Origin of the sequence: Haloarcula sp. CBA1131, assembly GCF_008728975.1 — an archaeon.
Lineage (GTDB): Archaea > Halobacteriota > Halobacteria > Halobacteriales > Haloarculaceae > Haloarcula > Haloarcula hispanica.
Genome location: NZ_RPCY01000001.1, coordinates 2,048,134 through 2,060,621, shown reverse-complemented (window position 1 = coordinate 2,060,621; position 12,488 = coordinate 2,048,134). Strand labels below are relative to the sequence as shown.

Here is a 12,488-nt window from a genome sequence, read left to right as displayed (position 1 = left end):
GAGAGCGGCATAACGACGGCGAACGCTCAAAAACCGCTTTTTGTAAAACAGCGACTGCAGTTACGGCCAGTCCGTCCGGCGGTCGGCGAGCGCCGGGAACTCCTCGCGGACCTGGTCGACGCGAGCAGGGTCGAGGGTGGCAGTCACCAGCGCCGGGTGGTCGTCGGCGCTGGCGAGCGTCGTTCCCCACGGGTCGTACACCGTCGACCAACCCAGCAGTTCCGCGTCCTCGAACTGGCCGACACCGTTCGCTGCGGCGACGTACAGCTGGTTTTCGACGGCGCGGGCGCGGCCGAATAGCTTCCAGTGCTCGACGCGGGGATAGGGCCACGCGCTCGGGACGAGCGTCAGCGTCACCCCCTCGTCGACGAGATGGCGATACAGCTCCGGGAACCGGAGGTCGTAGCAGGTGGTAATGCCGACGGTGAACCCCTCGAAGTCGACGGTCGGAATCCTCCGGCCGGCTTCGAGCAGTTGGGACTCCGCCGAGTCGTAGCCGAACAGGTGATGTTTGCGGTACACCGCCTGTCGCTCCCCATCGCGGTCGAAGAACACGGCGGTGTTCGCCATCCCCTCCGGAGCCGGCGTGTCGAAGCCGCTGTCGGCGCTGGCTTCGAGGTCCTCGACGATACTTCCGGCGAGCACCGCCACGTCGTTGTCCGCGGCGACGCCGCGGATTCGGGTGAGTGTCTCGCCCTCCAGCCCCTCTGCTTCGCGGGCGTAGCGGTCGAACGCGAAGTAGCCGACGTTGAACAGTTCCGGGAGCACGACGAGGTCCGCGCCGTCCGCGGCCGCGTCCTTGATGGCGGTGGTTGCGCGGCCGACGTTCTCTGCCACCGCGTCCGACGACACGTCTATCTGGGCAAGCGTGAGTCTCATGCTTCGACTTCGAGGTCGTCCCGCAGCGCCTGTTCGAGGTTCTGCATCTCGTCGTCGAGGTTCCGCTTGAAGAACCGCTCGACGCCCGGGAGCTTGCCGTCGACGATGAACCGGTTGGTCAGTTTCGTGCCGCCGTCGGCCGTCTCTTCGAGTTCGTGTTCGCCCTGGACGGTCATCACTTTCGAGCGACCGATGAAGCGGGCGTACTCCGGGCGGCGCTGTTCGACGTCCTCGGTTTTCACCGTCATCGTCTGGCTGACCACTGGAATCGGGAGTTCTATCGACCAGTTCGCGTGTGTGTCGTCGATGACTTCCCAGTCTGTGACGACGCTGATCGGCCGGGCCCGTTTATCCGGGTCGGTGATGAATTCCCAGACACGCTCCGGTGTGGCCGGCACAGTCATCGTTCGCTCGGCCCGGACAGTCATGGAAGGTACTCGGGACTACTGGCCGATGAATCCACCGATTGTCACAGTGCGTAAAACCCGGCAGCGGCTATCCCGTCGGTGTGACGCGCCACGTCGTCGACCGCGCTCGGCCCCACTTCTCGATTTCGACTTCGTCGGCCTCTTCAGCTAAGCGTGGCAGCCGCGCTCCCACTTGCTTCGAGGAGAGGCCGAGCTGCTCAGCGATGTTCTTCGCGCGGAAGTAGCTCTCTCCACGCGAGACGCTGTCCCGGAGATATTCGAGAATGCGTCGGTCTTCCTCGCTGTAATCGGCCATACAAGAGATACGGTCTCTGCGTTTTTAACGGTTCCCTTCACAGTCTTGCGGCTGATACCAGTATCAGGCGTCGTAGGCGTGAATCGCCACGATAGCCACAGCCGCGGCCAGCATTGCGAGCCCGAACGCGCCGCCGGACGTCACGAGCAGATTGCCGGTCTCAAGCTCCTGTGCGTGCAGAATCGCGTAGTTGTAGCTGTTGGTTGCTGTGACTACGGCCGCGCCGACCGAGACGAGTCCGAACAGCAGGGCCAGGCCCGTCCCCATGTCGCTTTTGGACGCCTTGGAACTCATGTACGACGCTTTCGGTGTTGCCCACTTAGTTCATTCGGGCTGGGGCCACAGGACATATACCGGCCCGTCGAAGATGGGTGTACAACTATGGGATGGTTGAAAATAGTTGGTGTACTGGTCGTCGCGGTCGCCGCTGTCGCAGGGGGCAGCGTCGCGCTCGGCGTTCTGGGCACACCCAGCGTCGCGTCCGTGGACAACCACTTCGCGGACGTCTCGAACCAGACGACCGCTGTGGCGACGAACCTGACCGTGACCAACCCCAACCCAGTCGGTGTCCAGCTGGGCGGTGTCGGACTCAATTACACCATCTCGATGAACGGCGTGGAGATGGCACAGGGCGACAGGCAGGGCATCGGCCTCGGGACCGGCAACTCGACGCTCGCGTTCAGCACCGAGATGCAAAACGACCGTATCCCGCCGTGGTGGGTCACCCACATCGACAACGGCGAGACGACGACGGTCGGTATCGACGCTACCGTCACCTCCTCAACGCTCGGGGGCCGGTCAGTGTCGTTCAGCCAGGAGCGGACCATCGAGACGGACCTCCTCAGCCAGTTCAACTCCACCGAGACGCGCCCCGTCGAGGCGGACCAGCCGCTTGTCTCGGACCCCGTCATCTACATCAACGAGACCCGCGGCGCGTGGGACCAGGAGAACCTCACCCAGTCCGAGACGCCGCTGAACCTCGCGTTCGACGTGTACAACCCCAAGCCGTACCCCTACACGATCACCAAAGTCGGTTACACCATCCGGATGAACGACGTGACCGTCGGCGAGGGCGAGACTGACCGTGGCTACGTCCTCAGCCCCGGCCAGGAGACGACACTCGAAGCGAACACCGCTATCCAGAACGGGAACCTCGACCGCTGGTGGGTGACCCACCTCCAGCGAAACCAGCGGACGGACCTCTACATCGATTTCTACCTCGTGCTGGAGGGCGGCGGGGAGCAGTTCCGGGTCGATCTGGACGCTATCGATTACCAACAGGAGATCCAGACGGATATCTTCGGCAACAAAGCGCAGTACCCGACCGGCAACGGAACGAGCGCTGAGCCCGACAACGGGTCGGCCGACGAGTCACCGGACGGCGACGAGGAAACTGAAACCCCGACGCCGACACCGACGGAGACCGAGACGGATGACGGGCTACTGGGTGGCGACGAGTCTGAGACGGAAACCGCAACGCCAACCGAGACGGAGACAGAATCGGAAACCGCGACGCCGACGGAGACAGCGACTGAGACCGAAACCGACGACGGCGGCCTGCTCGGGTAGCCAGCACTGCCAGTTTACTATCCCTCAGTTCTCGACACAGAGCGTCCCCGTGTCATCGACTGATACCGTGTAGCCACAGTACTGGAACAACATCGGCAACTCCTCTGGCGGGGCGTCCAGCACCGCGTCCAGTCGTTCACCGTCAACGACCATCTCAAGGCTCCCAAGTTGTGTAGGGTGGCAGTCCTCAAGTGCCGCGATGGTCTCTTTGACGGCGATATGAATGGGTGTCGATGGGTCGACAGGCCGCTTCATACTGGACCGTTCACGATGTCCGATGAAAGGTGCAGGTGTTTTTCACAGCAACCGATCGTGGTAGTGAAACTGCCAAATTACGTGGTAGAGTCGGAAAACAGGACTGTCGCTGCGAACCGCAACTGCGGGCAGCGGGAGCCGCCTCACTCGATGGTCGTGTGCTCGGACTCCTCGTTGAGCGCGAGGTTCGTCGCAATCTCGGCGCTCCGGACCGCGAACTCGGCCGTCTGCTGGAGGCTGACGAGCACTTCGCGCACTTCCAGTAGCGCCTCGTTGTCCATCTCCGGCAGGTCGTCGAGGATTTCGTGTTCCTTGTCGCCGATGTCCTTGTACAGCTCTCGGACCTGAATCGCGGTGTCGTAGTTGCGGTCGACAGCTGCCTGGACCGCAAGTTCGGTGATGTCGTTGACCTGGTCGGTGAACTCGCGGATGCGACGCATCGTCGAGCTGTCGACGTTGAGCGAGTGATCGTCGGTCTCTAGCGCGATCTCGGCGATGTCCTCGGCGTTGTCCGCCGTCAGTTCGAGGTTCTTCGCAATCGAACGGTAGCCGATGAGCGGGAAGCCGTCGTTGAGGCCGATAGCCCGCGCGAGGTTGGGGTTCTGGTAGGCCGTGAAGATGAGCCGTAGCAGGAGGACGAATATCTTGTTGGCCTGTCGCTCGCGGTTGAGCGCCCGCTGAGCGAGGTCGGGGTTGCCGTGGGCGAGGGATTTCACCGCCTCGTTTCGCATCGTCGAGCCGGTGGATTCCAGCCGTTCGAGGAGGTTGTTGAGCGTGAAGTCCTCCGGGTCGACGGAGCAGCGAATCGCGATTCTGTCCGGCGTCTCCTCGATGACGCCGAGGCCCATCAGTTGGGTTTCGGCGTTGTAGACGGCGTTAATGTGAGAGGATTCCAGCGTCTCGCCTTCCGGGGCTTCGACGTGGATGACGCGCCGTCCGAGCACGTACTGGGCGACGATGGCCCGCTCGACAGACGCGGCATCGAGGTTCTCTGCGTGGATGATAGCCTCTGATTCCTCGGTCTGGACGGACTCGGGCATGACTGTCAGCGTGCCTTTGCCGCCCATCCGTAGCGACACCTCGTCGCCCTTTTCGACGTCGTGCGCACTGGCCCACTCCGCCGGCAACGTCATCGCGAGCGTCGACGGCCCCAATCGCTGGACTTTCCGAGTTTCCATATGTCCTTTGTGGGGCGTGAGATACCTTAATCTTGACTATACATGATAAAATACCGGAGCCGATATATCATGGCTTACGTCTCTCGGCTGGGGAGGCCCATACAGATTAGACGACTTCGACGAGTCGACGCTCGTGACGGCCGATACGGACCCGCAGCCAGCCGCGCAGTTCCTCGTCGAGGTCCGAGTCACCGGTGTCGACCCGGAGCGTCCCGATACCGTCCAGTTTCCGCCGCGAGGCGACGACTTCGAGGTCACACTGCCTGATGACCGCCGGTGACAGTTGCTGATTCCCCCGGCCGAACACGAACCCCTGCCCACCGATGGGCGAAACCACGATGACGTTTCGGTCGCCGAGGGCGTCGAGAATGTCTGACTCGGCGGCGTCACGGGCAAGCACCTCTCCGTCGCGCCACACGTCCACGCCGAGCGTCGTCCCGTCGAATCCCAGGTGTTCCTTGATAGCGCCGACAGTGCTCCCCGGACCAAGGACGTACGTGACGCCCCCCTCGACGGCGTCGGCGACGCTCTCGGCGAGTGACTCGACGCTGCCGCCGCCCAACTGCTTGGCCGACTGGCGCTGGTCGGCAACGGGGACCGTCGCGACAGCCCGGAGTTCAGTGACCACTTCCCCGCCTCTGAAGGCGTCCTCGTCGATATCGTTGACCTCCGCACGCTCCGTCTCGGAGAAGCGGGCCACAATGCGCCCGGCCGCGCGCGGCGACACGCCGAACACGGAGGAGTACACCTTGACGCCCGCCGGGACGCCCAGAATCGGGATGTCGGCGTCCAGGTCGTCGAGGGTCGTCGCCACGTCGACGGCTGTGCCGTCGCCGCCGACGAACAGGATCGCGTCCACATCCGCCTCGGCGAACGCCCGGACCGCAGCTCGGGTGTCCTCGTTGGTCGTCTCGTCGGGAGTCGCCGGGGAGCCGACCACCGTCGGGTCGAACCCCGCCACACGAGCGATACCCTCCCCCATCGGGTCGCCGTAGGTAAGCAGTTTCACGTCCGTCCCCACATCGGCGAGTGACTCCAGCGCAGTCCGTGCGCGATCCGGTGCGCGTTGCTCCGCGCCGCGGCGGCGCGCCTCCGCGACTTTCCCGTCAGTGCCCTTGAGGCCGACGCGGCCGCCCATCCCGGCGATGGGGTTGACCACGACACCGATTCGTCGCATTCGCTTCCTCTTGGCGACCCCGCGGCAAAAGGGGCCCGGGAGCGTGCCTTTCAAGCCACCCCACGAAGAACGCACAGCTATGTCAGTCCTACTCCAGAGCGGCGTTCAGACAGGGATCATCAACGCGTCCGGCGCGGTCATCACGCTCGGTGGCCTGCTCCTGACGTTTCTCTGGCTGAACCACCTCTACCGGTAGTCACTCCGCCGTCGGTGACTCGACGCGTTCGCCGAACCACGCGGCCGCGTCCTCGACTAGCTCCTCCTCTGTTCCCTCGAACCGGACGGTTACGTGGTCGCCGGGATAGCTTCCGACCTTGACCGGGAACTGCTCCTGTACCTCCGCCAGTCGATCCAGCAGCGCGCTCTCGGGCTCATCGGCGTCGACGGTGCGAACGTACCGCTGCTCGCCGGCGAACTCACCCGCAATCTCCTCGAACATCCGCTTCATCTCGGCCGGCACGCCCGGTAAGACGTAACAGCTCTCGACGACACAGCCGGGCGCGACGCCCTCGTGGTTGGGCAGCACGCGGGACCCCTCCGGCACCTCGCCGGTTCCGTCGGTCAGATCCTCGCGCGTGTAGCCGCCGTGTTCCTCCAGCCACGCGATGGCGTCCTCGCTCTCGACGACGTCCCGGCCGAACGCCGCGGCGACGGCCTCGATGGTTTTGTCGTCGTGTGTCGGTCCAAGGCCGCCGGTGACGATGACGGCGTCGAACTCCGCATGGTACTCGTTGACCACGCGGGCGATATCCGATATCTCGTCGGGGACGACCGTCGTCCGGCCGACAGTGACGCCACGCTGCGCGAGCTGTTGTCCCAGCCACGCGGCGTTCGTGTTGACCGTCTCGCCACTGAGCAGTTCGTCTCCGACGGTGACTACCGCGACGCGCATACCGCCCGGTTGGACTGGGAGACACAAATACTGTCGGTCACAGAACGTGGTGACTGTGTATCCGTCGAATCGGAGAGAAATGCTCCGTCAGGGATTTGAACCCTAGTCATCACCGTGAGAGGGTGATATGATTGGCCGGACTACACCAACGGAGCGTACACAAATTCGTAGCGAGGAGATACGTATAATCATTGCGTTTCGGCCCCGCCCTGTGTTGGTTCCTCATACTGTTGGCTGTAACTATGGCACGGTATTCACAGTGGGAGAGTTCTGTACAGACGTACAGCCGGCGGTCTCACTCGTCGTCGAACGGTGAGCCAGCGGCGTCGGGCTCCTGACCGGCGAGGCTGATGATGTTCTCGCGGCCGACTCTGAGCTTCGAGATGTCGCCGTCGTCCTCCATGTCCGAGAGGAGCATGCTGACCTTCGACTTCGACCAGTCGGTACTGTCGACGATGTCGACCTGCTTCATTCGGCCGCCGTTTTCCTCAAGCAGTTTGCGGACGCGGTCGCTGTCGGTGAGCAGTTCCTCGTCGGGGACGGCCGGTTCGTCTGGTGTGTCGGTGGCCGCCGCATCGCCCGGCGGAGCCGTCGACGACTGCTCCGTGTCCGTAGCGGCCGACGGTGACGCAGCGGGCGGTTCGTCGTCGTCGGTTCCCAGGACCTGTCCCAGTGCGCCGGACCGCCACGCGGCCACACCGCCAGCAACGACAATGAGACCGACGATGGCGGCCGGGAGCATCCACGACGGCCCACCGGCGGCCTCGGAAGGTGTATCACCGCCAGCCGTGGTGCGCTGCTCAGTACCAGCGCTCTGCCCGGTTTCGCGCGGTTGCAGTTCCACGTAGGGCCGGCGGTCGTTGAACGACTGCTCGCCGTTCCACGTAACGCTCTCGCTGTTTTTGAGCGAGTCCGGGGTACTCTGTGAGTCAGGTTCCGGCTTGACATTGACGAATGCCAGTTCGGGGCCGCGCTCGAAGACGAACGACTGGCTCGACCCGATGTAGAACCCGCCGTCGAACACGTCGCTGACCACGATGGAGTCGCCCTCGACGACAGCGAAGTTATGCCAGCGGAACGACATCCGAACCGTGCCGGTGTTCTGGAGCGGGTCGACCGATGCCGACCGGTCGTAGTTGGTCGCACTCATGTTCCGGCCAGTCACGTTCGTCCCGTACTGTGTCAGCAGCGTCGACTGCTCGACGAAATTCTGGTACAGCGGCTGCTCCGATCGCTCGAACTCCGCGGCGAACTCCTCGAACTGCTGTTGCTCGGTGTCGTTTTCGAGCGGGGTCCTGTGGACGATTGCCCACTCGGCTGACCCGTTCTGATACAGCGTGACCTGGAACGTCGTCCGGTCGAACCTGTCGGGCGTCTGGACGCCGACGCTCTCGTCGGCCGGCTGTGACATCGCCAGCGGCGCGGCACCGCTCCCCAGCAGGAGAACCAGCACGAGACTGGCGACGACCAGGCGTACCATCTGTCGTATATCATCGATGGACCGCATAAAAGCGCTGTGAATAGCACCGTTCTCAGCCAGTATCCGGCCGGTGTCCGGTGATTTCTCGGTACGGGTACGACTCGAAGCGGTGGTGACCGAAACTGGTGGCGCGCGCTCTGCGGGCGCTCGAATTCATGATCCGCGCTGGGTTCGAAGTGGCGCTATTCGCCAGGTTGTACCGTGGTATCACTAATCTCTCGCTCGACACGCGACCATGGGAGGGGGCGATTCCTGTTTTGACAGCGGTGTCCTGGCTTCTACACGGTTATTTCGCACGAATTTCCGGTGGGTTATTTACACAGGAGGGTCCAACGAACGGTAACCTATGGGAATTGCTGAGTTCGCAAGAGACGGCCGCGTGGTGATGGGTGACCGGCCGGGGGCAGCGGTGGTGGCCGCCGTAAGTGGCTTCCTCTTGCTGGATTTAGTTGCAAAGCTCGCTGGGACAACCGTGTTCTTCCTCGGGACCAGGTTACTGGGGGGTCCCTCACCGTGGGCTCGTTGCTCTCGATGGTGGTGGACGGACTGCTCGTCGGACTGGCGGTCGGCCTCGCCGGAATCGGCCTGTCGATGACGTACAGCATCCTCGACTTCGCCAACTTCGCACACGGGGACACAGTGACGGTGGGGGCGTTCCTGGGGTGGGTCGCCGCGTACATCACCGCCGGTCTCGGGACCGGTGCCCCGATCGCAGAACTGTTCATGCTCAACTCTGGACGGCAGTTGAGCACCGTTTCGACGTTCGCTCCGGTGCTTCTCGGTCTCGTCGTCGCCGGGGTCGGGTCAATCGGTATCGTGTTACTCATCGACCGACTCACCTATCGCCCCATGCGCGATACGGACAACATCTCCTTGCTGATCGCGTCAATCGGTGTCGCACTCGCATTGCGATACCTCATCGCGTTCGTCTTTGGCACGCAGACCAGCGGGGTCGCAAGCGGCGGGCTCCGAGTGACGGTGTTCTCGATGATCTCGGTCACCGACAACGAAATCACCCTGCTGGTGGTGTCGCTCCTGTTGATGCTCGGCGTCCACCTGCTGCTACAGCGGACGAAGCTCGGCAAAGCGATGCGGGCGATGGCCGACAACGAGGACCTCGCACGCGTGACCGGGATTCCGACCGAGCGCGTGATCCGGCTCACCTGGATTCTCGGTGGCGGTCTGGCGGGCATCGGTGGCTACCTGCTCGTGCTGGAAAGCGGCACGATATCGTTCAACTTCGGCTGGATTCTGCTCCTGCTCATCTTCGCCGCTGTCATCGTCGGCGGTATCGGCTCGATATACGGGGCGATGGCCGGTGGGATCCTCATCGGGCTGGTCGATAGCCTGGCCCTGATCTGGCTGCCGTCCGGGCTGACGCGGGCCTCCGCGTTTCTGGTGCTCATCGTCGTCCTGTTGTTGCGCCCGTCCGGCATCTTCGGGGGGGTGTCGACAGCATGAGTACTGTTGACACTGTTCGAGACCGTCTGGACGCGCTCCCGGACGTGGGGCTGGTCGTCGGCTTCATCGCCAGTATCTGGGCCGTTATGCTCGTGCTGGCAATCGCTGTCGGCGGGGCGAACTGGGCGAACCTCGCCGCCGGCTTCATCGGCAGCGTGACCGTACTCATCGGCGGCTACGCAATCCTCGCGCTGGCACTGAATCTCCAGTGGGGGTACACTGGCCTGTTCAACATCGGCATTGCGGGGTTCATGGCCGTCGGCGCGTACACCACGGCGATTCTCACTGCGCCAACTGACCCGGCCGCCGGGGCGGTCCCTGGGCTCGGCCTCCCGCTGTGGGTCGGCCTCATCGGCGGTATGGTTATGGCCGCTATCGTCGGCGGTCTTGCGGCGCTCCCGGCGCTCAGACTGAAAGCGGACTACCTCGCTATCGTGACAGTCGCGTTCTCGGAGATAATCCGACTTGTCGTCAACTGGAGCGGCCTCTCCGAGTTCTCACTGTTCGGGGTGCCGGTCGGCACCGGCGGCGCGACCGGCATCTCGTTCAAGTCCGCGAACGACGTGGCGGCGACGCTCATCAACGGCGTCGGGCAGCCGATCGTAACCGCCGCGGAGGGCGTCGGCGTCTCCGGGCCGAACCTGGCGAATCTCACGTACGGAATACTCCTCCTGCTAGTCGTGGCCGGGAGCTACTGGGTGCTCGCCCGCATCACGAACTCGCCGTTCGGTCGCGTGCTGAAGGCGATCCGCGAGGACGAAACCGTGACTCAGTCACTCGGCAAGGATACCCGCCAGTTCAAAATCAAGACGTTCATGATCGGCTGCGCGCTGATGGGGCTGGCCGGCGTCCTGTTCCGCGGACAGGCGGGCTACGTCAGCCCCCAGCAGTTCAGACCGACGATCACGTTCTACGTGTTCGCGGCCCTCATCATCGGCGGCTCCGGGTCCAACACCGGCAGTATCGTCGGGGCGGCGACGTTCTCCGGACTGCTGTTCTATCTGCCGGCGCGGCTGGGGGAGAACGTCTCGCTGGGCGGCACTCGCGCACCCGGCAACATCGTCGACGCGGTCGCCGGGTTCGCGTCACTTGACCCGCTCCCCCTCCTCGCATACACCATTAGCAACGTCAGCACGCTCCGGTTCGTGCTCATCGGCGTCGTCCTGATATACATCATCCAGAACCAGCCAGACGGGCTGCTCGGCCACCGGAACGAACCCGCAACGAGCGTGAGTCTGGACAGACCGCAGTCCGGGTCCGGAGGTGAGGCCGATGAGTGAGCCCGACGTCGCAGAGCAACGGGAAACGGCCGTCACGAGCGACACTATCGACTCTCCCCTGCTCGTAGTCGACGGCCTCCGCAAGGAGTTCGGCGGCGTCGTCGCGGTCGACGGGGCGACGTTCTCCGTGGCAGAGGGGTCGCTCACCGGCCTCATCGGCCCGAACGGGGCTGGCAAGTCGACGACGTTCAATTGTATCACCGGCATTCACGAGCCAACTGGTGGCCGGGTCACCTTCGACGGCCAGAACATTACCGGGCTCCCGCCGTACACACTCGCAAACCAGGGACTGGTCCGGACGTTCCAGATCGCCCGTGAACTGTCCGAGATGACGGTCCTGGAGAACGTGATGCTCGCACCGGGCGGACAGGTCGGGGAATCAGTCGTCCGGTCGGTGACGCCGGGACTGCGCGGCGATGTCATCAGAAGCGAGGAGGCCGTCCGGGACCGCGCGTGGGAGACGCTGGAGTTCTTCGAGATCGACCACCTCGCCCACGAGAACGCCGGCAATCTCTCCGGTGGTCAGCGGAAACTGCTGGAGATGGCGCGGGTCCTGATGACCGACCCCGAGATGATTCTGCTGGACGAGCCGCTGGCCGGCGTCAACCCGACGCTGGAGGAGAAACTGCTGGAACGGATTCACGAACTCCGCCGGGAGCAGGGGCTGACCTTCCTGCTCGTCGAACACGACATGGACGTCATCATGAACAACTGCGAACACATCATCGTCATGCACCAGGGGAGCGTCCTCGCCGAAGGGGACGCCGAGACTATCACGTCGGACGAGCGGGTACTGGAGGCGTATCTGGGAGGTGACGTATGAGCCAGCGCGCGACGGAGTCCGAGGCTGTCACGCTCCCTGACCCAGCCGAGCGACTCCTCGCCATCCGGAACCTCGATGCAGGCTACGGCGACCTGCAGGTCCTCAGCGACGTCCACATGGACGTTGCGGACGGCGAGTACGTCGTCATTGTCGGCCCGAACGGAGCCGGCAAGTCGACGGTGATGAAATCCGTCTTCGGCCTGACGACGTACATGGGCGGGGACGTCATCTTCGACGGGACCGACATCAGCCGGCGCAATCCCGACGAAATCATTTACGAGGGAATCAGCTACGTCCCCCAGACCGGCAACGTGTTCGGCTCGCTGAGCGTGCGCGAGAACCTCGAAATGGGCGCGTACATCCTCGATGAAGTCCCAGAAGACCGCATCGAGGACGTGTACGAGCGGTTCCCCATTCTTCGGGAGCGGTCCGACCAGTCGGCTGGGACACTGTCGGGCGGCCAACAGCAGATGCTCGCCATGGGGCGGGCGCTGATGCTCGACCCTGACCTGCTGTTGCTCGACGAGCCTTCCGCCGGGCTGGCCCCGGACCTCGTCGACGATATGTTCGACCGTATCGACCGCATTAACGACGACGGGACGGCGATTCTGATGGTCGAGCAAAACGCCAAGGAGGCGCTCCGGCGGTGTGACCGCGGCTACGTGCTCGTCCAGGGACAGAACCGCTACGAGGACGAGGGGACGGTTCTCCTCAACGACGAGCAGGTGCGACAGGACTTCCTCGGCGGATAAAACGGGACAGCGGTTGCGG

Annotated in this window: 13 protein-coding genes, 1 tRNA gene and 1 pseudogene; 5 read left to right on the top strand and 10 right to left on the bottom strand. The window is 63.9% G+C overall.

Features of this window, described 5'->3' with window-relative positions; translation table 11 throughout:
• Window positions 1-60 precede the first annotated feature (60 nt).
• The 4 genes from Har1131_RS10500 to Har1131_RS10485 all read right to left on the bottom strand — a co-directional run bounded on the left by Har1131_RS10500 (window position 61) and on the right by Har1131_RS10485 (window position 1,869).
• Window positions 61-879, bottom strand: coding sequence for a carbon-nitrogen family hydrolase (locus Har1131_RS10500; protein ID WP_151146354.1), 819 nt, complete (start codon window positions 877-879; stop codon window positions 61-63).
• Window positions 876-1,307, bottom strand: coding sequence for an SRPBCC family protein (locus Har1131_RS10495; RefSeq protein WP_008309269.1), 432 nt, complete (start codon window positions 1,305-1,307; stop codon window positions 876-878). Before Har1131_RS10495 ends, Har1131_RS10500 begins: the two co-directional genes overlap by 4 nt.
• A gap of 67 nt (window positions 1,308-1,374) precedes the next feature.
• Window positions 1,375-1,602, bottom strand: a complete 228-nt coding sequence (locus Har1131_RS10490; RefSeq protein WP_004592831.1) for a hypothetical protein — start codon at window positions 1,600-1,602, stop codon at window positions 1,375-1,377.
• Between the two features lie 63 nt (window positions 1,603-1,665).
• Window positions 1,666-1,869 (bottom strand): hypothetical protein, encoded by a 204-nt coding sequence (locus tag Har1131_RS10485; RefSeq protein ID WP_004961543.1) that lies wholly within the window; start codon window positions 1,867-1,869, stop codon window positions 1,666-1,668.
• A 114-nt stretch (window positions 1,870-1,983) separates the two neighbouring features.
• Here Har1131_RS10485 and Har1131_RS10480 point away from each other — a divergent pair, with 114 nt between their 5' ends.
• Entirely contained in the window at window positions 1,984-3,171 is a 1,188-nt protein-coding gene (locus Har1131_RS10480; protein WP_050038029.1) for an LEA type 2 family protein, read from the top strand.
• Window positions 3,172-3,195: 24 nt separating this feature from the next.
• On the opposite strand, the gene Har1131_RS10475 is transcribed toward Har1131_RS10480, so the two are convergent.
• From Har1131_RS10475 to Har1131_RS10450, 6 genes are all read right to left on the bottom strand, one after another.
• The gene (locus Har1131_RS10475) at window positions 3,196-3,426 is read right to left on the bottom strand and encodes a HalOD1 output domain-containing protein (protein WP_151146351.1); all 231 of its coding nucleotides are present in this window, start codon (window positions 3,424-3,426) and stop codon (window positions 3,196-3,198) included.
• A 143-nt stretch (window positions 3,427-3,569) separates the two neighbouring features.
• Entirely contained in the window at window positions 3,570-4,604 is a 1,035-nt protein-coding gene (locus Har1131_RS10470; RefSeq protein WP_004592822.1) for a phosphate uptake regulator PhoU, read from the bottom strand.
• A gap of 106 nt (window positions 4,605-4,710) precedes the next feature.
• Window positions 4,711-5,781: an ATP-NAD kinase family protein gene (locus Har1131_RS10465; RefSeq protein WP_050038031.1), complete on the bottom strand. Its 1,071-nt coding sequence runs from the start codon at window positions 5,779-5,781 to the stop codon at window positions 4,711-4,713.
• Window positions 5,782-5,977: 196 nt separating this feature from the next.
• Complete coding sequence (locus Har1131_RS10460; protein ID WP_008309260.1) at window positions 5,978-6,673, bottom strand: molybdopterin-binding protein; 696 nt, start codon at window positions 6,671-6,673, stop codon at window positions 5,978-5,980.
• 80 nt (window positions 6,674-6,753) lie between these two features.
• Window positions 6,754-6,828: transfer RNA gene (locus Har1131_RS10455), tRNA-Glu, on the bottom strand.
• A gap of 140 nt (window positions 6,829-6,968) precedes the next feature.
• Entirely contained in the window at window positions 6,969-8,180 is a 1,212-nt protein-coding gene (locus tag Har1131_RS10450; protein WP_151146348.1) for a hypothetical protein, read from the bottom strand.
• 319 nt (window positions 8,181-8,499) lie between these two features.
• On the opposite strand from Har1131_RS10450, the pseudogene Har1131_RS10445 reads away from it, so the two are divergent.
• The 4 genes and pseudogenes from Har1131_RS10445 (at window position 8,500) to Har1131_RS10430 (ending at window position 12,469) form a co-directional block, all read left to right on the top strand.
• Window positions 8,500-9,614: pseudogene (locus Har1131_RS10445) on the top strand (branched-chain amino acid ABC transporter permease).
• Window positions 9,611-10,894, top strand: a complete 1,284-nt coding sequence (locus tag Har1131_RS10440; protein ID WP_151146345.1) for a branched-chain amino acid ABC transporter permease — start codon at window positions 9,611-9,613, stop codon at window positions 10,892-10,894. The pseudogene Har1131_RS10445 and the gene Har1131_RS10440 overlap by 4 nt, the downstream one beginning before the upstream one ends.
• Window positions 10,887-11,717 (top strand): ABC transporter ATP-binding protein, encoded by an 831-nt coding sequence (locus tag Har1131_RS10435; RefSeq protein ID WP_064288027.1) that lies wholly within the window; start codon window positions 10,887-10,889, stop codon window positions 11,715-11,717. The genes Har1131_RS10440 and Har1131_RS10435 overlap by 8 nt, the downstream gene beginning before the upstream one ends.
• Window positions 11,714-12,469 carry an ABC transporter ATP-binding protein gene (locus tag Har1131_RS10430; RefSeq protein WP_014040306.1) on the top strand — a complete coding sequence of 252 codons (756 nt, stop codon included), beginning with the start codon at window positions 11,714-11,716 and terminating at the stop codon, window positions 12,467-12,469. Before Har1131_RS10435 ends, Har1131_RS10430 begins: the two co-directional genes overlap by 4 nt.
• Window positions 12,470-12,488: the final 19 nt, after the last annotated feature.